Origin of the sequence: Mesorhizobium sp. M0166, from assembly GCF_040322255.1 — a bacterium.
Lineage (GTDB): Bacteria > Pseudomonadota > Alphaproteobacteria > Rhizobiales > Rhizobiaceae > Mesorhizobium.
The window spans coordinates 127,212-149,541 of record NZ_JAMYTD010000013.1 but is presented as its reverse complement, the minus strand read 5'-3'; the positions used below and the strand labels follow the sequence as shown (position 1 = coordinate 149,541).

Here is a 22,330-nt window from a genome sequence, read left to right as displayed (position 1 = left end):
CGCCGACACGCGGTTTCACCTCGCCATCCTGCGCGCTTCGGGCAACGATCTGCTGGTGCCGCTCGGCGTGCTGATCGAATCGGCGCTCGATCACCTGTTTGTCTTCGTCACGCGCGAAACCAGCGACCAGCAGCATGCGCAAAGGCTGCACGAGGCGATCGAGAAGAACATCCGCCTGCAGCGGCCCGCCGCAGCCCGCGCCGCGGTACACAGGCTTCTCGCCAACACCGACGATGTCATCGGCCGTTCGCGGCGGTGATTTAGGCGCCGAGGCGGGCGCCAGCCTGGCCCTGCTTTATGTTAGTGATTGGCGAAAGCAGAAGCGTCATCCGATCTCCCCCCTTGCGGGGGAGATGTCCGGTAGGACAGAGGGGGGTGGGAAGGATCGCCAACTTGGCCCTCAGCATTCCAATCGAGATTCAGCATGAGGACTTGACTGCGGCTGGTTCACAGGTCGGCGGGACAGCACCCCCCTCTGCCCTGCCGGGCATCTCCCCCGCAAGGGGGGAGATCGGCAGCTTCGCCGACGGCGCCCTGCTGCGGCATGTTTGAGCGCAAGCTCGCGGCGGTGAAGGAAATCGCGTTTTTTGTGCGACCGCAGCGTATTTTGTTCTTGCTTTGTGCCGGCAGCTATGCTACTAATCTGGCTATGGTGCTGATTGGCCCCGACGACCCGCCCAACGAGGCGGGTTTTTTATTTCTGGCTTTGAAAGTTTCGGTGTTGCCGAGGACTGAGGGACAGCAAGGCAGGGCAATCGCATAGGGAGTCCCCCTCATCCGGCCGCTTCGCGGCCACTCTCCCCGCTGGGGAGAAGAGCCCTGGCATCAACGCAGGCGACCTCCTCTCCCCTTGGGGAGAGGTCGGATTGTCCCGAATTGCCCTTCGCAATTCGGTTGGCAATCCGGGTGAGGGGGCTCTTGCCGACGTGCGATGGCACTGCCTCAGGGAGGTCGGCAGCTTCGCCGGTGCGCTTACCCCGGAATGTTGCGTGGCCGAAAGCTGATCGGCCGCCTCAGATCGTCTGCTTTTTGCCATCCCTGGTCGGCATGAGATCGACGCCGTTGACCTTGCCGATATGCGTGGCCAGCATCGGCACGTACTGGTCGGCGGGGCCGGCCGCGAAGGCGCCGGCGAAGGCGTTCTTGGTGGCGTTGCCGAGCGGGTTGGCGATGCCGGCAGCACCTGCCATCGATTCGAGATAGGTGAGATCCTTGAAGGCGTTGGCGATGGTGAATTTGTGCGCGTCGCGGTCGCCTTCCAGCGTCCAGCGCATGAAGGTCTGGTAGAAGCCGCAATCCATGCGGCCGTTGCGGATGACGCTGTCGAAGCGCGGCGGCGAGATGCCGACCTTCTGCGCCAGCGCCAGCGCCTCGGAATAGATCGCGGCGTAGCCGAGCGAAATGAAATTGTTGAGCAGCTTCATGCGATGGCCGTCACCGGTGTCGCCGATATGGACGATGCGCCCGGCCCAGGTTTCGAGCACCGGCTTCAGCCGGGAAAAGACCGCGTCGGGCGCGCCGACCATGGCGTCGAGCGTGCCTTCCCAGGCCTCCTTCGGCGTGCGGCTGAGCGGGGCATCGACATAGTCGACGCCGAACCCCTTGAGCTCGGCGGCCAGCGCCACCGTCGAGACAGGATCCGAGGTCGAGCAGTCGACGACAACCGATCCCTGCTTCAGGCCTTCCCTGAGGCCGCCTGGGCCGCGGATGATGGCTTCGACCTCGCGCGAGCCGGTGACGCAGATGAAGACGATATCGGATGCCGCCGCGACGTCGCGCGAGGTCGCCGCTTCCCTGGCGCCGCGGCCGAGCAGGTCTTCGGCCGGCGTGCGGTTCTTGCGGCCGAGAAACGTCAGCGGATAGCCCTTGTCGACGATGTTCTTCGCGATCCCATGGCCCATCAGGCCAAGCCCGATGAAGCCGATCTTTTCGCTCGCAGCGGTCGTGTTCATGTCGTTTCGTCCTATTTTGCAATGATGGATGACGGCGCTGCACCTTGCCGGCGAATTGTTGAAGCGGGTTTTTGCCGCATGCCATGGCAGGCGATTGCAGAGTTCGATATTGTCTGACAATACACATGAATTCCAGGGAGAGCAAAATGACGAAGCGGATCATGTTCACCGGCGGCAGCGGCAAGGCCGGGCGCCACGTCGTGCAGTATCTGGTCGAGCAGGGCTGCCAGGTGCTCAACATCGACACCAAGCCGCTCGATAATCCCAAGGTGCGCACGCTGATCACCGACATCACCGACAGCGGGCAGGTGTTCAATGCGCTGTCGAGCTATATGGGCCTGCATGAATTCGACCCGTCGCTGCGCACGCAGCCGGTCGATGCCGTGGTGCATTTCGCGGCGATCCCGCGCATCATGATCACGCCCGACAACGAGGTGTTCCGCATCAACGCGCTCGGCACCTACAACGTCATCGAGGCGGCGGTGAAGCTCGGCATCCGCAAGGTGGTGATCGCCTCCAGCGAAACGACCTACGGCCTGGTCTTCGCCAATGAGCCACGCGATCCGACGCATTTCCCGCTTGACGAGGAGTACGACGTCGATCCGATGGACAGCTATGCGCTGTCCAAGGTCGTCAACGAGAAGACGGCGCGCGCCTTTGCCCTGCGCAGCGGCTTCGACATTTACGCCTTGCGCATCGGCAACGTCATCGAGCCGCATGAATATTCGCTGTTTCCGAAATGGTTCGCCGATCCGGGTTTCCGCAAGCGCATTGCCTGGAGCTACATCGACGCGCGCGACCTCGGCCAGATCACGCTGCGCGCCATCGAGAAGGATCGGCTCGGCTATCAGGTGTTCAACGCCGCCAATGACGACACCTCGTCCGACCTGCCGACAGCCGAACTGCTGAAGCGGTTTTATCCCGATGTGCCGGTCAAGGGTGAAGTTGGCGAATACGAGACGCTGCTCTCCAACCGCAAGGCGCGGGACATGCTCGGCTTCCGGCCGGAGCACAGCTGGCGGAAATATGTCAAGACGACCTGACGGGCGCAGCTGATGCGGAGCCGGCACTGGGCCAGCACCGAATTGCTGGTCACGACTCCAGGCTCAGGAACCGCTACGGCCGATGCGCCCGCACCCGACGTTCAGGTGTTCGCCGTCGGGTTCATCCACACGATTTCCCAGACGTAGCCATCTGGGTCTTCAATGTGGCGATTATACATGAAGCCAAGATCCTGTGCCGGGTTGGGATCGGCGCGACCGCCCGCCGCAACTGCGCTGGTCAGTGTTGAATCGACGGCGTCGCGGTCATCGACAGTGAGGACGATCATTGCCTGGCTATCGCGCCTTGCGTCGCCGATTGGGCGTGTAGTGAATTCGCGGTAGTGGTCATGGGTCAGCAGCATCACCCCGATCGTGTCCGAGAACATGATCGAGGTGGATTTCTCGCCCGAAAACTGCGGGTTCACAGTGCCGCCTAGCGCCACGTAGAACGCCGTTGACGCCGACAGGTCACGGACAGGCAGGTTCACGAAAATCATTTTGGGCATCGATTTCGCCTTCTCCAGGAATGCGCGCTGCGCTATTACTTAGTAGATGCAATGTATCTTGATTGCAAGATACATTTTGCCGAGGGAATATTTGCCATGGATCGCGCCGAGGCCGCAGCTAAGGAATGGACCCGCGAGCGCCCCGATCTTCCGTTGTTGCCTGTTGAAACGGTAGGTCGTCTGCTTGATGCCGCCGCGCGGGTTATCCGCGATCACATGAACCCGTTGCTCAAAGAAGCAGGCCTGAATGTAGGTGAGTTTGATGTGCTCACGCCGCTCAGGCGCGCCGGTGAACCGTATATGCTCTCACCTACTCAGCTCTACGAATCGGCAATGATCTCCTCGGGCGGCATGACGAGCCGCCTGGACCGGCTGGAGCGCGCCGGGCTGGTTGAACGACGCCCCGATCCCGCCGACCGGCGCGGCAAGCAAATTGCGCTGACGACTGGCGGCAAGCGCGCGATCGACGATTTGATCGGTCCAATGGTGGCGCTGGAAGAGCAATTAATCTCCGTGCTGACGCTGGCGGAGCAGGAAACTCTTAACGCTCTGCTTAAGAAATTGCTGACAGGCCTTTAAATTAGAACGATTTCATCGTTTCACGGAACGCCGAACCGATCTATCTTTTTGTTTTGACGCAAATTCCGGACGGAAAACCGTTTCACACTTTTCCTGGAATTGCATCAGGTGGCAGTCAGTCACCTCTGCCTCTGAATCAACGAGTCCCGACCCTACTTGTCTTTCCAGAATTCGGCCTGGAGTTGCGCCGCTTCATCGGCAAGCAGCGGGCCGATGACCTCAGTCGGACGCTGCCCGGCTTCGAAGACGATCCTGCAGGGCAGGTCGAGTGTGGGATTCTCGACATGTGCGCCCGTCAGCCGCTTGAGGTCGTGTTCGCTCTGCCCAAAGACGACCCGTCCGATGCCCGCCCAATAAATCGTCCCGGAGCACATCGCGCAAGGTTCGGCCGAAGTGTAGAGGGTGCAGGAAGCCAGTTTTTCGAGACTGATATTCATCCCCGCCCAGGAGGCCAGCAGCCTTTCGGCATGAGCGGTGCGGTCGCCCCCGCCGGCTTTGTAACCGTTGGGCTGCTCGCGCAACACATTGCCGTCCTTGTCGGCGAGGAGCGAACCAAAGGGATGTTCGCCGGCATCGCGGGCTTTGCGCGCGACGTCGAACGCCTGACGGAGCAGGCGCTCATCATAGGGGCGTTGTGGCATCGGCAGATCCTCCGCCGCTTGACCATAGTGCCGAACAATCCGCCGACACAAGTCGGCGGCCTAAAGCGCGTCGCGTTCGACCGGCCTCCATGCGACGCGCTTTAGGTTCTTGTTTGATGCATGTCGTAATCGCAAAACCGCTGCACACTTTTGCGCGACATGCATTAGGACTCGTTGCGACTAGGGCGTTGAGCCAGCCAGATGCTGCCGATGACGAAAACGACGCCGGCGATTTGAGGCAAGGTCAGCGTCTGGTCCAGGAATACCCATCCAAGCAGCACGGCGGTCACCGGGCTGAGGAAAAGCAGCGACGACACCACCGCAGATTCCAGTCGCGCAATGCCCCGGAACCAGAGGACGTAAGTCAGCGCCGCGCCGACCAGGCCGAGCCACGCCAGTCCAAGCAGGTTGGCCGCAGTCGGGAACGGGATGGGTGGTTCGAAAAGCACGACCACCGGAACGAGAAGGAGACCGCCGGCAGTCAGTTGCCATGCCGTGAAGGTAAGCAGCGATACTGGCGGTTGCCACTTACGGGCCAATACGCTTCCGAAGGCCATGGAGGCCGCCCCGGCGAGGCCGGCGGCAACGCCGACTAAATCGAGCGTCGCGTTCGGGGTCAGCACCAGCAATGCAACACCGGCGATCCCGACAAGGGCAGCGACGATCGCTAACGGTCGGACGGCGCTGGCAAGCAGGGCAGCGGCAAGGAAAATCACGATCAACGGCTGGACCGACAGTACCGTCGCCGCGACCCCGCCAGGAAGCCGGTAGGCGGCGACAAACAACATGCTCAGGAAGATCGAGATGTTGAGGGCTCCGAGCACGAAACTGCGCAGCCACCAGATGCCCGTCGGCAGTTTCCGGACGATCGCGAGCAGCAGCAATCCGGCGGGCAAGGCCCGCAGCATCGCAACCGTCATCGGCGAGAGGTTCGGCAGGAACTGCGTCGTGACAATATAGGTGCTGCCCCATATCGCGGGTGCAATGGCTGTAAGCAACAGATCGGAACGGTGCGTTTTCATAAGATTTCCAGAACTTCGGCAAGAGGGCGGCGCGGCTTTTGCGGCCAGTTTCCGGGCGTGGCGCGGCCGACCGCGATGAGCATCACCGGCACTTCATTCGTTCCAAGGCCAAACTCGCGGGCCACGCCTTCGGCATCGAAGCCTCCCATAGGACCAGCGACGAGCCCCAGCGCTTCGGCTGCAAAAATCAGCGTTGCAGCGCCAAGCGTTGCCGAGCGCACGGCTTCGTCGCGGGCCGCTCGAGGATCGGCATATTGGGTGCGGGCGCCTTCCTGCCAGCCCGAAGCCATATCCGCCGGCATGAAGCCGGCTTCGACGAAAGGACGCAGCCTGGCATTGAGGGCAGCGTGGTCGGGCAGTACGCCGCAGATGATGAAGGTGACGGCTGCGTCCTGCACCTTGGCCTGGCCGTGGGCCACGCTGCGCAACCGTGCCTTTGCTTCCGGCGTCCGCACGGCGATGAACCGCCAATTCTGAAGGTTGTAGGCGGTTGGCGCGCGCGTTGCGAGGCGTGCCAGTTCCTCGACCTCGGCATCCGTCAACGCGTGCGAGACATCGAACCGATTGGCCGACATGCGTCGCTCGATAAGGGAGATTGTGGGGTTGGTCATCATGTCATTCCGAAATTGAGTAAGCCGTTCGGGAAGCAGATATGGAATTTACCAACAGACGATAATATGTGAGAAATGAAAGACATTGTTTACTGGAAGAGAATGGTGCGATGGATCGCCTGACTGCGTTGCAGGTTTTCCGCCAAGTGGCTGAACTGAACAGCTTTGCCGAAGCCGGGCGGCGGCTCGGCCTCTCGCCTCCGGCGATCAGCAAGAACATCGCCGAGCTGGAGGCGCATCTGGGGGTACGGCTCATCAACCGGACGACGCGGCGCATGGCGCTGACCGAAGAAGGCAGGATCTACCTGGAGCATGTCACGCAGGGGCTCGATGCGCTGGCCAGGGCCGACCAGGTTCTCGGCCCGATCAAGACGGCGCCGAGCGGGACGTTGCGGGTCAGCGCGCCGATGACTGTCACGTTGACGCGGCTTTCGGCTGCCATTCCCGCGTTTCTATCGCGCTATTCCGATTTGAAGCTCGATCTGCATCTTGATGACAGGCGCGTCGACATCGTGCGGGAGGGATTTGACCTGGCCATTCGCGGCAGCGACAATCTCGAGGATTCCAGCCTGGTCGCCAGAAAGCTTGCTGTCATGCCGCACGTGCTTTGCGCAGCTCCGGCCTATTTCGCGACGCATGGCCGGCCCAAAACGCCTGCCGATTTGAAGGCGGCCAATTGCATCCGGTTCAGCCTCTCGGGACATGCGGACATATGGGAGTTCTGCAAGGACGGCCGCAGCGAGCGGATCGCCATCGACGGACGATATTCGGTCTCCTCGAGCCTTGCCGTGCGCGATGCGTTGCGCGCCGGCTTCGGCGTCAGCCTGATCCCCTATCCCTATGTCGAGAGCGATCTGAAAGCAGGCCGGCTGCAATCGGCCCTGGATGACTGGGAAAAGGTCGAAACCACGCTCTACGCGGTCTATCCGGCACGGCAGCATCTCGCCCCGAAAATCCGCGTCTTCCTTGATTTCCTGATCGAGGAATTCTGTCGGGACAAAGAGAAGCCGTTCGTGCCGCTCCGGCGTGAGCGCTCGGCAAAGCGCGGTGTCGGCGAGGCGACGGACGCGGAAAGTCAAACGGAGATATTGCCGTCGATTTCATCTCCTTGACATGCCTCCAAATCCGGACTTTGTGGAGCTATGCAGGACGCGAAGCCGAATAAGCGAAAGACAGCGGCCGAGGCGTTCGCCGAACGCACCAGCGGTGTCCGCCGGGCCGATGCGGCACGCGTGCCGGGGTCGAGCGTGCATGCGTCGCTGGCCAACGAGATCGGGCTGAGGATCGTGCGCGGCGACTATCCGCCGGGAACCATCCTGCCCAACGAAGCCAAATGGTCGGAGACTTTCGACGTCAGTCGCTCGGCGGTGCGCGAGGCGATCAAGATGCTGATGGCCAAGAGCCTGCTTGCGTCACGCCCGAAAATCGGCAGCTGGGTCGAGCCGAAGGAACGCTGGAACCTGCTCGATCGCGATGTGCTGGCCTGGTATGCGACCTCGCCGGACCGCGAGGTGTTCCTGAGAACCGTGCAGGAATTCCGCCACATCATCGAGCCGGAGGCCAGCGCTTTTGCCGCGATGCGGCGCACCGACGAGCAGATGGCCGAGATCAGCCAGGCCTGCCGCGAGATGGGCGAAGCGACCAACCTGCAGGAGCGGACGCGCGCCGACACGCGGTTTCACCTCGCCATCCTGCGCGCTTCGGGCAACGATCTGCTGGTGCCGCTCGGCGTGCTGATCGAATCGGCGTTCGATCATCTGTTCGCTTATACCACGCGGGAACTCGACGATTTGCAGCATGCGCAGCGGCTGCATGAGGCAATCGAGAAGAGCATCCGCCTGCAGCGGCCGGACGCGGCGCGCAATGCGGTGCGCAAGCTGCTGGCCAATACCGACAGCGTCATCAAGTCCCGGTAGCTGCCGTTCGGCTACAGGCACTCAGTCGATGGGTGCGGTCGCCAGATGCCGCTGGGTCAGCCCGATCAGCAAGGCCTGGTCGCGGGCGGCGTGCTCGGGCGGGTTGACGACGGCATCGCCATTGACGATCGCTGCCCAGAAGCCACGCATCTCCTCGACGAAGGCTTCTGCATAGCCGGCACGCAAATCGTTCTTCGACAGCGTGTGACCGTCCGCGGTCGTCACCGTCAGCCGGGTCGGATGATGGTTGAGCCAGGGCGAGGGGAATTCGAGCTCCAGGCTGGCATCGTCGAAAAACAGCGTGATCCGCTCCTTGTAGTCGGCGAGCTTGGGTACGGTGAGGTGGGTCATGGTCCACAGTGCCTGCCCGTCCAAAAGCTTGACGGCGCCGTGGCCGCCGTCGCCATTGGCGAAGATCTGTGCGCCGACGACCTCGCCGTCCGGCACGCCGAGCGCATCGAGCAGGCCATGGACGGCATTGACGTCGTGAATCAAGGCCGAGCTGTAAGCGCCGGTAAATCCACGGAAAGCGAGATCGGTCAGATGCACGCCGACGGCCTCTTCGACCTGGCGCTTCTGCCTGGCGGCGACGGCGGCGATCATGTCCTTGGGTATATCGGTGCCGCGCCTGTAGGGCTGATGGGCAATGAACGGCCAGGCGTCGGGATCGTTTACCTCCACCGAGACCGAACGCAGTGTGCTTGATGTGCCTGGCAGCGAAGCGAGCGCCAGCCGATAGCTCGGGTCGAAGCGCTTCATGTAGCCGACTTGCATGACTTTCCTGGCGGCATCGCGCGCGGCGACGATCTCCAGGATTTCCGCCGGCGAATAGCAGAGCGGCTTTTCGCAAAAGACATGCAGGCCGCGCGCCAGCGCCGCCAGCACCTGTTCGTGGTGCAGCGGGTCCGGTGAGCCGATCACCACCGCGTCGAGGCGCTGGTCGAAGAGCTGGTCGATCGTTTCGAAATTGGCAACGCCATGGGTGTCGGTGACGAACTGCCGCGAAATCCTCGAGGGATCGGCGACCCCGACGACCTCGAACAATTCACCGAGGCGCAGCAGATTGGGGATATGCTCGACCTGCGAGATCATGCCGGCGCCGACGACCCCGACGCGTATCCTGCTCATGCCATCATTCCCCGCAATGTCCTGATGTCAGCTCAAGGCGCCGCAGGCGGCCGGTTGCCGATCTGGGCGAGCAGGCCGGCAATCTCCGCCTCGACCGCTTTCAAATCCTCGCCGCCCGACATGATCGAGATGACCTCATCGCGCGAAATCTCGGACTTGGCGTAGGTGCCGCGATTGCGGCCGCGGTTGAGCAGCGTGAAGGTGTCGCCGACCGGATAGGCATGGTGGATGTTGTGGCTGATGAAGATCACGGCCAAGCCCCGCATGCGTGCTTCGATGATGAACTTCAGCACCATCGCCGCCTGGTGGACGCCGAGCGCGGAGGTCGGCTCGTCGAGGATCAGCACGCGCGCGCCAAAATGCACGGCGCGGGCGATCGCCACCGACTGGCGCTCGCCGCCCGACAGCGTGCCGACGGCTTGCGTCGGATCGCGCACGTCGATGCCGATATCGGCCATCGCCTGCCTGGCGATGGTGTTGGCGCGCTCCTTGTCGATGCGCGAGAAGGGCAGGCTGCTTTTGGTCGGCTCGCGGCCGAGGAAGAAGTTGCGGGTAATCGACATCAGCGAGATCATGCCGAGGTCCTGGAATACCGTTGCCACGCCGAGCTCCTGCGCGTCGCGCGGGCTGCGGAAGGTGACCGGTCTGCCGTCGACCAGGATTTCGCCCTTGCTCGGCCGGTAGACGCCCGACAGAACCTTGATCAGCGTCGACTTGCCGGCGCCGTTGTCGCCGAGCAGGCAGTGGACCTCGCCCGGATAGACCTTGATGTCGATGTCCTGGAGCGCGCGCACCGAGCCGAAATTGACGCTGACGCCGCGCAGTTCCATTGCCGGTTCGGTCGTTCGGGCCGGTTCGCTCATTTGGGCTGGCGCAGTCATTTGCCACCTCCGCGGCCGAGCGCCTTCAGCCTGATGTAGTTGTTGACCAGCACGGCCATCAGGATGACGATGCCGAGGAAGACCTTGAACCAGTCGGTGTCGATGCCGGTGTAGAAGATGCCCATCTGCACCAGCCCGAAGATCAGCGCGCCGAACAGCACGCCATAGACGGTGCCGTAGCCGCCGGTGAGCAGCACGCCGCCGATGACAGCGGCGATGATCGCCTCGAATTCCTTGAGCAGGCCGCGCGTGGTGTCGGCGGAGCCCGCCTCCATCACCTGGATGGTGGCGAGCAGCGTCGCCGCGCAGGCGGTGTAGACGAACAGGCTGATCTTGACGCGATCGACCGGCACGCCGACGTTGCGGGCTGCGATCAGGTCGCCGCCGGTAGCGAAGATCCAGTTGCCATATTTCGTCTGGGTGAGCACGTAGCCGGCCAGCGCCGTCAGGCCGAGCCACCAGACGATCGACATCGGAATGCCGGCGACGAAGGGAATGCCGTCGCTGCGGGTGGCGATCCAGCCTTGCGCGCCCATCCAGTGGAACAGGCCGGTGAGCAGATGACCGTTGAAAATGCCGGCCGTCGCCGGGTCCGGTGCGCCTTCGAGGATGTAGGGGATCTGGGTGCGCCCGGTGACGGCGCGGGTGATGCCGATCGACAGTCCGCGCAGGATATAGAGCGTGGCGAGCGTGACGATGAAGGAGGGCAGGCGCGTCTTCACCACGATCAGGCCATTGAGATAGCCGGTGAGGATGGCAACGGCGAAGGCACAGGCGATGCCGCCCCATAGCGGCAGGCCCCAGTACTTCACCGTCAGCCCGATGACGACACCGGCAAAGCCGACCATTGAGCCGACCGAAAGGTCGAACTCGCCGGCGATGATGAGGAGTGCCGCCGCGGTGGCGACGATGCCGAGCTCCGCCGACAGCGTCAGGAAGGTCATCGATCCCTGCAGCGAATAGAGGTTCGCCGCGCCTGGCAGCAGGGCAAAGATGATGATCGTCGCAAGCAGCCCACCGGCAGCACCGGCTTCCGGCCGGCGCAGCCACTGGGTCAGCTTGCCGGTGCTGGCCAGCCGCTCGTCGGCGCCGGCGGCCCGCTTCGACGTCATGCCGAAGCGGTCGGCCGCCTTCAGTTCGCCCGGAGGTATCGCCTTGTCTTCCACGACCGCCATTAGGCTCTCCAATCGCTCAATTCGCAATCTTCGAACGGATCGGGAGAGCGCTTGGCGCATTCTCCCGTTCCGTCGGAGCGCTTGCCTAGCGGATGCCCTCTTTGGCGAGCGCCAGGATCGCCTTGGCTTTTTCCGGCGAGTCTATGAACAGCGGTCCGGTATAGGCGTTGTTCTGCGGCCAGAAGCCATGCGTCGCCTGCTCGACCAGATAGATCACCGGCAGGTAGCCCATCAGATATTGCTGGGCGTCCATGCCGAAGCCCATTTCGCCGGCGACGACAGAGTCGAGGACCTCCGGGCTGATGTCGAAGGTGTAGAGCTTGAGCTTGCCGAACAGTTCCTTGTCGCGGAACATCGGGATCAGCGGGTTGGCGGCGGTGGCGCCGAGCGCGAAGACGGCCTGCGTATCGGGATGCGCCGACAGATAGGCTTCGGTGCGGCGCTGGATATCGGCGGGATCCGGCGCCACGGCCAGAACCTCGGTGCCGCCGCCGGAGGGCTTCAGCCCGTCATTGAGGCCTTGGCAGCGCTGGTCGAGGCTGACATTGCCGACCTCGTGGTTGATGCAGACGACCTTCAGCGTGCCTTCCTTGGCCAGCCGCTCGCCGGCCTTCTTGCCGGAATCATATTCGGAAACGGTGCCGACATAGAGCGTCGTGCCGAGCTCGGCGCCTTCCTTCTCGCCGGAATCCAGAACCACCATGGGAATATTGGCGGCAAGCCCGGATTTGACCGATTTGCCGAGTGCATTGGCGTCGGCGATGGAGACGGCGATACCGTCCGGCTTGGTGGCGATGGCGGCGTCCAGAAGCCGGGCCTGCTCGACCACGTCGAAGACCTGCGGCGCGTAATATTCGACCTTGGCGCCGGTGAGGGCGGCCGCGTCATCGACGCCGCGCTTGACCACCGACCAATAGGGATCGGACGCCGACCCGTGCACCACGAAGGTGATGCGGACGTCCTTCGGATCCTTGAGGCCCGCGGCATGCGCGATACCTGTCATCAGGCCCGCCGAGACGAAGGCGCCCAATGCCACTTTCAGAAGAGCTTTCATCTTATTCTCCCATTTATCGTTGCAGTTCCAATCCCTTGTCCAATCCCTCTGGCGCCGTTTTTCCGGCCGCGACGATCGGCTCATGTCGCGGATCGGGTGGCCGCTTTGCGGGCCTTTGCCGACGCCAATCGCTGTTCGCCCGCGCTGCTGCCGCGGGCCGTTGTTGATGCTCGCCCGGCCGAGAGCGTGGCGCGAAGCTCCTCGCGCAACGGTTTCATGCCGATGACGTCGATTGGCTGTGCGGCGAGCCAGTCGCGAAAGCCCTGGTCGCGGAACAGCTCGTACTCTTCGGTGCGGACATAGGCGGAGCGCGGCTCGATCAGCTCGAGTTCACCGGGCGCGTTGCAATGCAGGCAAAAGAAGGTCAGGCCCTCGCGCACACCCTCGATGAGCGCTTTGTAAGCGGGCCCGATCGGCCTGGAACGCGGCCGGCCCCAGGTCGTCTGGATGGCGGCGTCGAAAATGGCAAAGCCGCCGGCGCGGGCCAGCGCCACGCCGCGCTGGAACGCCTCCTCGGTAACCCCGACCAGATTGTCGTTGGGGGAATAGGCGGACAGGGTCTTGGTCAGCAGCACGGGCAGCTGATATTCGAGCCCGAGCTTGATGTAGATGTCGCAAAATTCCGGCGACAATGCCGCGCCCATATGCGCGTCGAGATGGGTGACGTCGATGCCGGCGCGATAGGCGGTGTCGATCTGGGCCCGAAGCTCGGCCTCGACCGCCTGCGGCACCGCCTTGCGGCGCGTGGTCGCCACATCGGGCCACAAGAAGCCGAACTCGTCGGTCAGGCCCGCCGCCCGCGACGGCGCGGTCAACGGCCGCCATTTGTAATGCTGCTTCTCGCTGTTCAGTGTCAGGTGAACGCCAAGGTCAAGGGCAGGGTTGGCTGCAGCGCTCTCGGCCATTTCGAGGAACCAGGGGCACGGCACCATCACCGCGCCGGAACTGCAGACACCCAGCCCGCTCAATTCGAGGAAGGCGCTGTTGGCGCCGTGGCACATGCCGACATCGTCCTCGTGGAGCACGATCCGTTTGCTGGAGCCGGCGGCGTTCACGAATGGCCGCCTTCCCGCCGGCATACCGGCTTCGGGGGTCTTCCAAAGTGTGTCCCGTCTTTCATGGAACCAACCGTTTGCCCAACTGGCCGGAATGGAACGCCGAAACCTGCCTTTCCGACAGGGCCACTTTGGCGAATTCGGATGGGTACAATTTGCCTGCCGGCTGAGACACTTAGCTGCCGATTTCCCCAATCAGGGTTCAAAACCAGTCATAGGAACCGTCTTCCGGGCGCAGATGGCTTGGTCGAATAGCGGCGGAGTGGTTCTTTCAAACTGTGCCGACAAGCCTACAGCTGTCCACACCATCAAGCGACCACATTATCAAGTGACCCAAACTACCAAGTAACTTGGAGGCCTGTCATGTACACCGCCGGCGAAGAGGAAATCGAAGCCATTGCCAGGGTGATCCGCTCGGGTGCGCTGTTTCGTTACGGCAAGGACAGCGAATGCGACCGCTTCGAGGCCCGCTATGCGCAGCATCTTGGCGTCGAGCATTTCGCGCTGGCCGCCAGCGGCACCTATGGGCTCGCCGCAGGCCTGATCGGGCTCGGCATCGGCCCCGGCGACGAAGTGCTGGTGCCTGCGCACACCTATATGGCGACCGCGACCGCGGTGCTGTCGGTCGGGGCCATTCCCGTTATCGTCGACATCGACGAGAGCCTGACCATCGATCCCATCGCCTTGCGCGAGGCTATCGGGCCGCGCACCAGGGCGGTCATCCCGGTGCATATGTGGGGCGCGGCCTGCAACATGAACGCGATCATGGACATTGCTGCCAAGCGCGGCTTGCTGGTGCTGGAGGATGTCTGCCAGGGCATCGGCGGCGGCTATGAGGGCCGCAAGCTCGGCTCGATCGGCCATGCCGGTGCCTATTCCTTCAACTACTTCAAAAACATGACCTCGGGCGAGGGCGGCGGCATCGCCACCAGCGACCCGAAGGTGGCGGAGCGGGCGCGCTGCGCCATCGACCCTTGCCATTTCTATTGGCAGGGCAGAAGCGACAGCATCAAACCCTTCGCCGGCATCGGCGCGCGTGCTTCCGAACTGATGGGGGCGATGCTCAACGTCCAGCTCGACCGGCTGGACGGCATCATCGAGGCGATGCGGGCCGAGAAGAAGACGGTGCTGGCCGGCACCCGCCACCTTAGCAATCTCGGGCTGACGCCGTCGCCGATGAACAGTCCGGACGACGATTGCGCCGCACAGGTGATGTACCTGCTGCCGAGCGAGCAGGCGTCGCAGACTTTTTCGAAGACCATTCCGAGCGTCGTTGCCGGCAAGACCGGCCGCCATAATTTCACCCAGTGGGACCAGGTGCTGATGCATGAAGGCGCGCATCATCCGGCGCTCAATCCTTACGCACTGCCCGAGAACCAGGGCCTGCGGTTGGATTATTCCGACGACCTCGGCAAGCGCTCGCTCGACATCCTCAACCGCACCGTGATGGTCGCCATGAACCCGGCGCACAGCGATACCGACATTCAGGACATGATCCACAACATCGATGCGGCGGCGCGGGTGGCGCTGGAGAATGCTTCGCTGGATGATGTCGAATTGCGCAGGGCGGCACCGGTTGATCTGCAGAAGTTCGATAGTGTGAACTAGACCAGATCCGGCGCGGTTTGCTACCCTGGGGCCGAGTTCCTTGTCCGGCGGCCGGGCGAGGATTCCGGTCGGCATAACCGGTAATCAAAAAATCGGCAGGCCCGTGTCGGATAGGCCGGGCTCCGCTCGTCCTAGGGGGCATCGATCACCAATACGGAGGAATAACGATATGCCCGGCACCGTACGTCTGCACCGCGTTCTGACAACCAGCCCGGAGAAAGTCTACCGCGCGTTCGTCGAAGCGGATGCACTTGCGAAATGGCTTCCGCCGAACGGCTTCACCTGCACGGTTCATCACTTCGAGGCGAAAGTCGGCGGTACGTTCAAAATGTCCTTCCGCAACTTCACCACCGGCGACAGCCATTCGTTCGGCGGCGAATATGTCGAGCTCGTGCCCAATGAGCAGCTGCGCTACACCGACCGGTTCGACGACCCCAACCTGGCCGGCGAGATCGAGGTGACCGTGACATTGAAGAAAGTGTCGGTCGGCACCGAAGTGAATATCACGCAGGCCGGTATTCCAGACGTCATCCCGGTTGAGGCCTGCTATCTCGGCTGGCAGGAGTCGCTGCGAAATCTGGCGAAGCTCGTCGAACCCGAGATCAACCAGTAAGATAAAGCTGCCCTGGCGGGTTGGCGTCGCTAACCGGAAACCCAGTGATGACGCCGTTCTTCCCACCCAACATGCGCTGGGGCCGGAAACGCGGGATCGGCGAAGCAGCCGACCGCGACGGCGATCCATTCAGGCTTTCGCTCGGGCTCCCAGAAGACGCTCGAGCCGCAGCCCGGGCAGAAATGGAAAGTGACGTGATGGCCGCTCCGAGCCGATCGCCTGTAGGTACTGGCGTTGCCTTCGGCTTCTACCTTGTCGCGCGCGAAGAAGGCCGCGACGCCGTATGTGCTGCCGGTCCGTTTCTGGCAGTCGAGGCAGTGGCATTGCGCGACCAGTCGCGGGTCTCCCTCACAGGAGATCCTCAGTTGCCCGCAGGCACAGGATGCGGTTCTCATGGCAGTCCTCACGGTCAGACGAATGCGTTGCTCCGCCAATTTCGGCGGTTAGCATGCTTCTGGTTTTCGGGGAGATTCGGCCTGTGAGTGGCTCCTTGCGCGAACGCGGCGAAGGACCAGGACCGATGCCGTATTTCTAATCGCCTCGGGCGAATGTTGCAACCGCGGTGAACGAGATGACGCGCTTGCCCTAGCTTCTGTCCAACCTCAGAAACGCGGCGCGCAGGGCAAGCACGGCGCGCAGGATCTGGCGTTCGTCCATTGCCGCATAGCCGAGCAGGAGGCCGTGCTCGGGTTCAGTAGAGTGATAGTTGATGGAGATGCCCTGGACGTCGAGCCCCTCCTTGACGGCGGCGGCAACCACGTCGCTGTCCTTATAGGGCCTGACGAAGGTCGCCAGCAGTTGCATGCCGGAATCGTTTTCCGTGACGGTCAGCCATTCGGCCAGATGCTCCTGGCACAGCTTGACGAAGTTCGCCTGCCGGCGCGCATAGAGCCGGCGCATGCGCTTGAGGTGCGTGGCGAAATAGCCCTGCGTGATGAAGTCGTTGACCGTTGCCTGCAGGATCAGCGGCGCGAATTGGCCGGTGATGCTCACTGCCCGGTCGAACGGCACCGACAGTTCGCGCGGCACGATCAGATAGCCGATGCGCAGCGCCGGGATCAGTGTTTTGCCGAAGCTGCCGATATAGACGACGCGGTCGGCATGATCGAGCCCGCGCAGCGCCGGCACCGGCCGGCCGCGGAACCGGTATTCGCCGTCATAGTCATCCTCGGCGATCCAGGCGCCGTTGCGTTCGGCGATGTCGAGCAGCTGCAACCGCTCCTCGATGCGCATGATGGTGCCGAACGGCCATTGGCAGGATGGCGTCACATAGATCAGCCGCGGCGGCGGCAGCTCCGGATCGGCAAGATGCCAGCCGCGCCGGTCGACCTTCAACGGTGCCAGCCTGGCGCCGCTGGCGAGAAAGGCGCTCTTGGCGCCGAGATAGCCGGGCTCCTCCATCCAGACATGGTCGCCTTCGTCCATCAGCACGCGCGAGACGAGATCGAGCGCTGCCTGCGCGCCGGTGACGATGATCACCTGGTCGGCGGTGCAGCTGATGCCGCGCGACAGGCCGATGGTCGAGGCAATAGCCTGACGCAGGCCGGGGTGGCCGGCAAAGGAGAGATAACCAAGCAGGCTCTCGTCGCGGCTGCGTGCATTGCGCACCAGAAGGCTTGACCAGATGGTGAACGGAAACGATGCCGTTTCGGGGACGCCCGGATGGAAATTGATGACGCCGGCATTGCGTGGCGGTTGCGGGCCGTTGACGATGGTCTGGCCACGCCGCGACAGCTTTTGCGGCGCTGCCAGTCCGGCGCGCAGCGATGCCAGGGGACGGTTCTGCTGGATCGGCGCCACCCAGGTGCCCGATCCGGCACGCGCCTCGATGAAACCTTCGGCAAGGAGCTGGTCATAGGCGGCGATGACCGTGTTGCGCCCGACCTTCAGATCTTCGGCCAGCGAGCGCGTCGACGGCAGCAGCGTGTTCTGCGGGATCTGGCCGTCAAGGATGAAGCGTCGCAACGCGCCGTAGATCTGACGATGCATCGGTTCTTCCGAAGCACGGTCGACCGACATGATGTCGAGGGAAAGGCGCATCTGGTCGGCCACGGCACTATCCCCCGACGAACCGGGCGGCGCGGGCGATCTTTTCCTCGTTGAGCCGGCAGACGGTGTCGAGCACCAGTCGCCTGGTTTCAGGGCGGATCTCGCGGCTGTTCTTCAGCGCGCGATGCACGGTGGCGGCGCCAAGTTCCGCCTTCTCGGCGATCTCCCGGATGGTGCAAAGCCGTTCCATGCCAAGCGCAGCTTCGAAAGCCATGTCGCTCCTCCTCGGTTGCATCAAGGCACGGCTTCCGGCCGGCCTCAAGCTTGAAAGTCGGGGTTTGAAATCCAGAGCCGGGATTCTGCGATCCGCGCCGCACAGGGAGCAAGACGGCGCGGATCGCCGGGCGCTTTCGCGTCGCTAACCCCATCGAGGCGCGCGCCCATCATGTTCCTCCGGCTAGCAATACGGTCCGGTCAGTCTGCCTGTCGCGTCGCCACTTCGAAACCGGCTTCGCGGGCGGTGGCGAGCAACGAGAAATAGCCTTTGCTGGCATAGGTCAGCGGATGCGCCTTGGCCGGATCCTGCTCGGCTTCGACAACGATCCAACCTTCATAGCCGCGCGTCGCGAGGGGTTTCAGCAACGACAGGAAATCGACCGAGCCATCGCCGGGCACGGTAAAAATGCCGTCCATTACCGCCGCCATGAAGCTCATGTCCTCGCGGCGTGCCCGTTCCAGCACCGCCCTGCGAACATCCTTGCAATGGAAATGCACGATGCGGTCGAGATGCCGTTGCAGCAGCGATTGCGGGTCGCCGCCCGAAAACAGGCAATGGCCGGTATCGAACAACAGGCCGACGCTTCGGCCCGTCGCCGTCATCAGCCTGTCGACTTCATCGTCCGTCTCGACAATGGTGCCCATGTGGTGGTGGAAGGCCATGCCGACCCCGAATGCGGCCATGCGGTCGGCGAGTGCGGTCAGTTTCTCGCCATAGGACGGCCAGTCGCTGTCGGCGAGGCGCGGACGCTCGGAGATCGGTGCGAAAATGCCGTCATGGCGACCGCGAGAGGTGTCGGCGTAGACGACGATCCTGGCGCCAAGGTCGCGCAACAGCTGCAGATGTGGGGTAATCGCCGCGAATTCCTCGTAGACCGTGCGGTCGAGAATGCGGCCATCATACCAGCCGGAGACGAGTTCCAGGCCATAGGAAGACAGGAGCGGCCCAAGCACTTCAGCCTGGCGCGGAAATTTGCCGCCGAGCTCGGTGCCGCGGTAGCCGGCCTGCGCGGTTTCCGACAGGCAGGTCTCCAAGGGCGTATCGCCGCCAAGCGCCGGAACGTCGTCATTGCTCCAGGTGATGGGATTGATGCCGATCTTGACCGTCATGACGCCAGGCTTTTGCAGGCTTGGGAATACAAGCCGAGCCTGCAAACTGGCGACAAAGAGGCCCTGTCACTAGGTCCAGTTCAGCCGAATTTGGCAGAACCAATGTTAACCCTAGTCCTCTTTGGGGCGCCCGAAGAGGGCACGCAGCTCGTCCTTTGCGTCCTCCAGCACTTTCTTCTGCGCCGCCGGCAGGTTCTTGCCGGCGCGGTTGATGTAGAAATTCAGCATCGACATGGCGGATTGAAACGGCCCTGCCTTGCGTCGATCGCTGTGCTCGGCCGATCGCTTCAAAGAGGCGGCAATCTTTTTGGGATCGTGGGATTCGAAGATGTGTTCCTCGAGGTCCAGCGCGTCGCTATGCTCGGTGACGTCGGCGGACCATTTCCGTTGAGCGGTCATGGCAAACTCCTTCCACTAGGTCGTTGCCGGGAAAACGCCTTGTGGCGCACCCCTGTTCCACCTCGGCCCGAATCCCTGGAGCCACGGATTTGCCTGTCGTGGCGCTGCTCGGCGATGCGAATGCGCCGATAGTGGTCAGAACCGCCGATTCAAGAACTGCGGACAGGAAACGCTCTTGACCCCAATCGTCTCAAGCCAGGCAGGAAGTTCCGGCATCGACAGTGCCTATGCCTGGATACGGCTGGGCATCTCGATGCTGCTGGCAACGATCGGCGGGGTCGGCATGTGGGCGGTGGTCGTGGTGCTGCCCGCCGTGCAGGCAGAATTCGGCGTTGATCGCGCCGCTGCCTCGATGCCCTACACCGCGACCATGGTCGGCTTTGCCGCCGGCAATGTGCTGTTCGGCCGCGCCATCGACCGCATGGGGTATTGGATCCCGGCACTGATTGCCGCGATCGCGCTTGGCGCCGGCTTCCTGCTGGCGTCGCTTACCAGTTCTATCCTGCAGTTCACCCTCGTCCAGGGCCTGTTGATCGGCGTCGGCTCGTCGGCGATCTTCGGCCCTTTGATCGCCGACATCTCGCACTGGTTCAACCGGCGCCGCGGTGTCGCGGTGACGGCTGCCGCGTCCGGCAACTATCTCGCCGGAGCGATCTGGCCGACGGCGATGCCCTATGTCATGCAGACCGAAGGCTGGCGCTTCACCTATGCCGCGATCGGCCTCGTCTGCCTGGTCACCATGGTGCCCTTGATCCTGCTGCTCAGGCGCGGCGCACCGCCCCAGGCGGCTCCGGGATCGCCGGGCAGCCGCGTGGTCCAGCCGATCTCGCTGTCGCCGGCGGCCTTGCAGGCGCTGCTCATCGTCGCCGGGCTCGGCTGCTGCGTGGCGATGTCGATGCCGCAAGTCCATATCGTCGCCTATTGCATGGATCTCGGCTACGGCGTGGCGCATGGCGCCGATATGCTGTCGATCATGCTGGCCGCGGGCGTTGTCAGCCGGCTTGGCTCGGGCTTCCTTGCCGATCGCATCGGCGGCGTGAAAACCCTGCTGATCGGCTCGGTGCTGCAATGCCTGTCGCTGTTGTTTTATATCCCGTTCGACGGGCTTGCATCGCTTTATGTCGTCTCGCTGGTCTTCGGCCTGTCGCAGGGCGGCATCGTGCCCTGTTATGCGATCATCGTGCGCGAATATATGCCAGCCAAGGAGGCTGGCCAGCGCGTCGGCATCGTCATGATGGCGACCATCTTCGGCATGGCTATCGGTGGCTGGATGTCGGGCTGGATCTACGATTTGACCGGTTCCTATGCCGCCGCGTTCCTCAACGGCATTGCCTGGAACCTGCTGAATATTTTGGCCATGGTGCTGCTGCTGTGGAAGGCCCGGCGCAGCGCTGCCGTGACGGCCTGAAGCACGGCGGTACGGATACGGTCTCTCCGGCCGTCGCTTGACAATAGCCGAAGGCTGCGCGACGCCAGACAAGGGTGTGGCAACGGGCCAGGTTGGCATGGCAGCAGCAGTGGCAAAAACGCTGAACATCGTCTCACGGTCGCGTCCGGGCGGTTGCCCGGCTTTGGGACCAATACGGTGATCAAGCCGCGCTCACGCCGCGGCGGCGGCCGCCCGACCATCGCCGATGTCGCCCGCAAGGCCGGCGTCGGCGCCATTACCGTATCGCGTGCCTTGCGTGAGCCGGGACGTGTCTCAGAAGATCTGCGCCGCCAGATCGAGTCCGCCGTGAACGAGCTCGGCTATGTGCCCGACCCGAATGCGCGGGCGCTGGCTTCGGCGCGCGCCGAGGTCTTTGGCGTCCTGGTGCCCTCGCTTACCAACAACGTCTTTGCCGAAGTGGTGCGTGGCATCTACGACAGCCTGTCGGACGGCCCTTTCCGCATCCAACTCGGCAACACTCACTATTCCGGCCTCGAGGAAGAGCGGCTGCTGCAGGTGTTTGGCCCGCAACGCCCGGCGGCGCTGATCGTGGCCGGCATCGACCAGACTCCGGCGTCGCGAAAACTGCTGGAAACGGCAGGCTGTCCGGTGGTGCAGGTGATGGAGACCGGGCCAGATCCGGTCGACATGATGGTCGGGTTCTCACATTTCGAGGGCGGCAAGGCGGCTGCGGAACATCTGATCGAGGCAGGCTATCGCCGGATCGGTTTCATCGGTGCGCGCATGGATCCGCGTTCGCAGCGGCGCCTGGCCGGCTATCGCGCAGCGATGGAGGCGGCCGGGCTGTTCGATGCGCGGCTCACCACCACGACGCCGGTGCCCTCCAGCGTCACCCTCGGCCGCGAATTGTTCCGCGACGCGCTGGCCAAGGTGCCGAGCCTCGACGGGGTGTTCTGCAACAATGACGATATCGCCCTCGGCGTGCTGTTCGAATGCCATCGCGCTTCGATCGCGGTTCCGAAGACGGTCGGCATCGTCGGCTTCAATGATCTCGACATGATGGAGGTAGCTTTCCCGTCGGTCACCAGCGTCCGGACCTATCGTTACGAGATCGGCCGGCGGGCTGTCGCCATGGCGCTTGCGGCGATCGAGGGCAGCAGGCCGGAGCAGCGGGTCGTCGACCTTGGCTTCGAACTCAAGCGACGTGAAAGCACGGCGCGCTGAAGCGAGCTTCAACGCAATGGCGCTTTACACTACGTCATGGTAGCGCTACCAGTTGTCGCCGGGCGGAACGTCGCCCCGAAGATGGTAGGCTGTTTATTATACATAAGCGACAGCTCACGCTTGTTTATTATGTATAATATGATAGTTTTTGCGGGACT

Annotated in this window: 25 protein-coding genes; 10 read left to right on the top strand and 15 right to left on the bottom strand. The window is 63.2% G+C overall.

Annotated features, from left to right (window positions below):
* The coding region (locus NKJ46_RS16675) for an FCD domain-containing protein (RefSeq protein WP_352665963.1) at positions 1–259 on the top strand (259 nt) is incomplete at its 5' end.
* Between the two features lie 285 nt (positions 260–544).
* Positions 545–763 (top strand): hypothetical protein, encoded by a 219-nt coding sequence (locus NKJ46_RS16670; RefSeq protein ID WP_352665962.1) that lies wholly within the window; start codon positions 545–547, stop codon positions 761–763.
* A 250-nt stretch (positions 764–1,013) separates the two neighbouring features.
* On the opposite strand, the gene NKJ46_RS16665 is transcribed toward NKJ46_RS16670, so the two are convergent.
* Positions 1,014–1,952 carry an NAD(P)-dependent oxidoreductase gene (locus NKJ46_RS16665; RefSeq protein WP_352564324.1) on the bottom strand — a complete coding sequence of 313 codons (939 nt, stop codon included), beginning with the start codon at positions 1,950–1,952 and terminating at the stop codon, positions 1,014–1,016.
* A 146-nt stretch (positions 1,953–2,098) separates the two neighbouring features.
* Here NKJ46_RS16665 and NKJ46_RS16660 point away from each other — a divergent pair, with 146 nt between their 5' ends.
* Positions 2,099–2,995: an NAD-dependent epimerase/dehydratase family protein gene (locus NKJ46_RS16660; RefSeq protein ID WP_352564326.1), complete on the top strand. Its 897-nt coding sequence runs from the start codon at positions 2,099–2,101 to the stop codon at positions 2,993–2,995.
* A 101-nt stretch (positions 2,996–3,096) separates the two neighbouring features.
* Here NKJ46_RS16660 and NKJ46_RS16655 read toward each other — a convergent pair whose 3' ends face one another.
* Entirely contained in the window at positions 3,097–3,501 is a 405-nt protein-coding gene (locus NKJ46_RS16655) for a VOC family protein (RefSeq protein WP_352564328.1), read from the bottom strand.
* A 96-nt stretch (positions 3,502–3,597) separates the two neighbouring features.
* Here NKJ46_RS16655 and NKJ46_RS16650 point away from each other — a divergent pair, with 96 nt between their 5' ends.
* Entirely contained in the window at positions 3,598–4,080 is a 483-nt protein-coding gene (locus NKJ46_RS16650; protein WP_352564330.1) for a MarR family winged helix-turn-helix transcriptional regulator, read from the top strand.
* Positions 4,081–4,232: 152 nt separating this feature from the next.
* Here the strand turns inward: NKJ46_RS16650 and NKJ46_RS16645 are convergent, their stop codons facing one another.
* From NKJ46_RS16645 to NKJ46_RS16635, 3 genes are all read right to left on the bottom strand, one after another.
* Positions 4,233–4,721, bottom strand: a complete 489-nt coding sequence (locus NKJ46_RS16645) for a nucleoside deaminase (protein WP_352564331.1) — start codon at positions 4,719–4,721, stop codon at positions 4,233–4,235.
* A 164-nt stretch (positions 4,722–4,885) separates the two neighbouring features.
* Positions 4,886–5,743 carry an EamA family transporter gene (locus NKJ46_RS16640; RefSeq protein WP_352564333.1) on the bottom strand — a complete coding sequence of 286 codons (858 nt, stop codon included), beginning with the start codon at positions 5,741–5,743 and terminating at the stop codon, positions 4,886–4,888.
* Positions 5,740–6,354, bottom strand: coding sequence for a nitroreductase family protein (locus NKJ46_RS16635; protein ID WP_352564335.1), 615 nt, complete (start codon positions 6,352–6,354; stop codon positions 5,740–5,742). The genes NKJ46_RS16640 and NKJ46_RS16635 overlap by 4 nt, the downstream gene beginning before the upstream one ends.
* A 110-nt stretch (positions 6,355–6,464) precedes the next feature.
* On the opposite strand from NKJ46_RS16635, the gene NKJ46_RS16630 reads away from it, so the two are divergent.
* On the top strand, positions 6,465–7,466 hold the full coding sequence (locus NKJ46_RS16630; RefSeq protein ID WP_352564337.1) for a LysR family transcriptional regulator: 1,002 nt from the start codon (positions 6,465–6,467) through the stop codon (positions 7,464–7,466).
* Between the two features lie 30 nt (positions 7,467–7,496).
* Complete coding sequence (locus tag NKJ46_RS16625) at positions 7,497–8,270, top strand: FadR/GntR family transcriptional regulator (protein WP_352564339.1); 774 nt, start codon at positions 7,497–7,499, stop codon at positions 8,268–8,270.
* Between the two features lie 21 nt (positions 8,271–8,291).
* On the opposite strand, the gene NKJ46_RS16620 is transcribed toward NKJ46_RS16625, so the two are convergent.
* The 5 genes from NKJ46_RS16620 to NKJ46_RS16600 all read right to left on the bottom strand — a co-directional run bounded on the left by NKJ46_RS16620 (position 8,292) and on the right by NKJ46_RS16600 (position 13,563).
* Positions 8,292–9,398, bottom strand: coding sequence for a Gfo/Idh/MocA family protein (locus tag NKJ46_RS16620; protein WP_352564340.1), 1,107 nt, complete (start codon positions 9,396–9,398; stop codon positions 8,292–8,294).
* 32 nt (positions 9,399–9,430) lie between these two features.
* Positions 9,431–10,261: an ATP-binding cassette domain-containing protein gene (locus tag NKJ46_RS16615; RefSeq protein WP_352564536.1), complete on the bottom strand. Its 831-nt coding sequence runs from the start codon at positions 10,259–10,261 to the stop codon at positions 9,431–9,433.
* A gap of 14 nt (positions 10,262–10,275) precedes the next feature.
* Entirely contained in the window at positions 10,276–11,391 is a 1,116-nt protein-coding gene (locus NKJ46_RS16610) for an ABC transporter permease (protein WP_352456268.1), read from the bottom strand.
* A gap of 148 nt (positions 11,392–11,539) precedes the next feature.
* Positions 11,540–12,508 carry a rhizopine catabolism ABC transporter substrate-binding protein gene (locus NKJ46_RS16605; RefSeq protein WP_352516737.1) on the bottom strand — a complete coding sequence of 323 codons (969 nt, stop codon included), beginning with the start codon at positions 12,506–12,508 and terminating at the stop codon, positions 11,540–11,542.
* An 80-nt stretch (positions 12,509–12,588) separates the two neighbouring features.
* Positions 12,589–13,563 carry a polysaccharide deacetylase family protein gene (locus NKJ46_RS16600; RefSeq protein ID WP_352564341.1) on the bottom strand — a complete coding sequence of 325 codons (975 nt, stop codon included), beginning with the start codon at positions 13,561–13,563 and terminating at the stop codon, positions 12,589–12,591.
* Between the two features lie 363 nt (positions 13,564–13,926).
* Here NKJ46_RS16600 and NKJ46_RS16595 point away from each other — a divergent pair, with 363 nt between their 5' ends.
* Together NKJ46_RS16595 and NKJ46_RS16590 are read left to right on the top strand one after the other, a co-directional pair.
* A complete protein-coding gene (locus NKJ46_RS16595; protein WP_352564343.1) occupies positions 13,927–15,171 on the top strand; it encodes a DegT/DnrJ/EryC1/StrS family aminotransferase in 1,245 nt (414 codons plus the stop codon).
* 169 nt (positions 15,172–15,340) lie between these two features.
* Positions 15,341–15,784 carry an SRPBCC family protein gene (locus NKJ46_RS16590; protein WP_352564345.1) on the top strand — a complete coding sequence of 148 codons (444 nt, stop codon included), beginning with the start codon at positions 15,341–15,343 and terminating at the stop codon, positions 15,782–15,784.
* Between the two features lie 29 nt (positions 15,785–15,813).
* Here the strand turns inward: NKJ46_RS16590 and NKJ46_RS16585 are convergent, their stop codons facing one another.
* The 5 genes from NKJ46_RS16585 to NKJ46_RS16565 form a co-directional block, all read right to left on the bottom strand.
* Positions 15,814–16,179, bottom strand: coding sequence for a GFA family protein (locus NKJ46_RS16585; protein WP_352564346.1), 366 nt, complete (start codon positions 16,177–16,179; stop codon positions 15,814–15,816).
* 190 nt (positions 16,180–16,369) lie between these two features.
* Positions 16,370–17,836, bottom strand: coding sequence for a rhizopine catabolism transcriptional regulator MocR (gene mocR / locus NKJ46_RS16580; protein ID WP_352564348.1), 1,467 nt, complete (start codon positions 17,834–17,836; stop codon positions 16,370–16,372).
* Positions 17,837–17,840: 4 nt separating this feature from the next.
* A complete protein-coding gene (locus NKJ46_RS16575; RefSeq protein ID WP_352453276.1) occupies positions 17,841–18,047 on the bottom strand; it encodes a LacI family DNA-binding transcriptional regulator in 207 nt (68 codons plus the stop codon).
* 200 nt (positions 18,048–18,247) lie between these two features.
* A complete protein-coding gene (iolE, locus tag NKJ46_RS16570; RefSeq protein WP_352564350.1) occupies positions 18,248–19,159 on the bottom strand; it encodes a myo-inosose-2 dehydratase in 912 nt (303 codons plus the stop codon).
* A 111-nt stretch (positions 19,160–19,270) separates the two neighbouring features.
* Positions 19,271–19,558, bottom strand: a complete 288-nt coding sequence (locus tag NKJ46_RS16565; RefSeq protein WP_023675825.1) for a DUF3175 domain-containing protein — start codon at positions 19,556–19,558, stop codon at positions 19,271–19,273.
* A gap of 175 nt (positions 19,559–19,733) precedes the next feature.
* On the opposite strand from NKJ46_RS16565, the gene NKJ46_RS16560 reads away from it, so the two are divergent.
* Both NKJ46_RS16560 and gntR read left to right on the top strand, forming a co-directional pair.
* Positions 19,734–20,966, top strand: a complete 1,233-nt coding sequence (locus tag NKJ46_RS16560; protein WP_352564351.1) for an MFS transporter — start codon at positions 19,734–19,736, stop codon at positions 20,964–20,966.
* A 177-nt stretch (positions 20,967–21,143) separates the two neighbouring features.
* Positions 21,144–22,172 carry an HTH-type transcriptional regulator GntR gene (gntR, locus tag NKJ46_RS16555; RefSeq protein WP_352564353.1) on the top strand — a complete coding sequence of 343 codons (1,029 nt, stop codon included), beginning with the start codon at positions 21,144–21,146 and terminating at the stop codon, positions 22,170–22,172.
* Positions 22,173–22,330 lie beyond the last annotated feature (158 nt).

Excerpts from the sequence above, each read along its gene's own strand:
- NKJ46_RS16670 (WP_352665962.1), top strand. The coding sequence starts at position 545 with ATGTTTGAGCGCAAGCTCGCGGCGGTGAAGGAAATCGCGTTTTTTGTG.
- NKJ46_RS16665 (WP_352564324.1), bottom strand. The coding sequence starts at position 1,952 with ATGAACACGACCGCTGCGAGCGAAAAGATCGGCTTCATCGGGCTTGGC.
- NKJ46_RS16660 (WP_352564326.1), top strand. The coding sequence starts at position 2,099 with ATGACGAAGCGGATCATGTTCACCGGCGGCAGCGGCAAGGCCGGGCGC.
- NKJ46_RS16655 (WP_352564328.1), bottom strand. The coding sequence starts at position 3,501 with ATGCCCAAAATGATTTTCGTGAACCTGCCTGTCCGTGACCTGTCGGCG.
- NKJ46_RS16650 (WP_352564330.1), top strand. The coding sequence starts at position 3,598 with ATGGATCGCGCCGAGGCCGCAGCTAAGGAATGGACCCGCGAGCGCCCC.
- NKJ46_RS16645 (WP_352564331.1), bottom strand. The coding sequence starts at position 4,721 with ATGCCACAACGCCCCTATGATGAGCGCCTGCTCCGTCAGGCGTTCGAC.
- NKJ46_RS16640 (WP_352564333.1), bottom strand. The coding sequence starts at position 5,743 with ATGAAAACGCACCGTTCCGATCTGTTGCTTACAGCCATTGCACCCGCG.
- NKJ46_RS16635 (WP_352564335.1), bottom strand. The coding sequence starts at position 6,354 with ATGACCAACCCCACAATCTCCCTTATCGAGCGACGCATGTCGGCCAAT.
- NKJ46_RS16630 (WP_352564337.1), top strand. The coding sequence starts at position 6,465 with ATGGATCGCCTGACTGCGTTGCAGGTTTTCCGCCAAGTGGCTGAACTG.
- NKJ46_RS16625 (WP_352564339.1), top strand. The coding sequence starts at position 7,497 with ATGCAGGACGCGAAGCCGAATAAGCGAAAGACAGCGGCCGAGGCGTTC.
- NKJ46_RS16620 (WP_352564340.1), bottom strand. The coding sequence starts at position 9,398 with ATGAGCAGGATACGCGTCGGGGTCGTCGGCGCCGGCATGATCTCGCAG.
- NKJ46_RS16615 (WP_352564536.1), bottom strand. The coding sequence starts at position 10,261 with ATGAGCGAACCGGCCCGAACGACCGAACCGGCAATGGAACTGCGCGGC.
- NKJ46_RS16610 (WP_352456268.1), bottom strand. The coding sequence starts at position 11,391 with ATGACGTCGAAGCGGGCCGCCGGCGCCGACGAGCGGCTGGCCAGCACC.
- NKJ46_RS16605 (WP_352516737.1), bottom strand. The coding sequence starts at position 12,508 with ATGAAAGCTCTTCTGAAAGTGGCATTGGGCGCCTTCGTCTCGGCGGGC.
- NKJ46_RS16595 (WP_352564343.1), top strand. The coding sequence starts at position 13,927 with ATGTACACCGCCGGCGAAGAGGAAATCGAAGCCATTGCCAGGGTGATC.
- NKJ46_RS16590 (WP_352564345.1), top strand. The coding sequence starts at position 15,341 with ATGCCCGGCACCGTACGTCTGCACCGCGTTCTGACAACCAGCCCGGAG.
- NKJ46_RS16585 (WP_352564346.1), bottom strand. The coding sequence starts at position 16,179 with ATGAGAACCGCATCCTGTGCCTGCGGGCAACTGAGGATCTCCTGTGAG.
- NKJ46_RS16575 (WP_352453276.1), bottom strand. The coding sequence starts at position 18,047 with ATGGCTTTCGAAGCTGCGCTTGGCATGGAACGGCTTTGCACCATCCGG.
- iolE (WP_352564350.1), bottom strand. The coding sequence starts at position 19,159 with ATGACGGTCAAGATCGGCATCAATCCCATCACCTGGAGCAATGACGAC.
- NKJ46_RS16565 (WP_023675825.1), bottom strand. The coding sequence starts at position 19,558 with ATGACCGCTCAACGGAAATGGTCCGCCGACGTCACCGAGCATAGCGAC.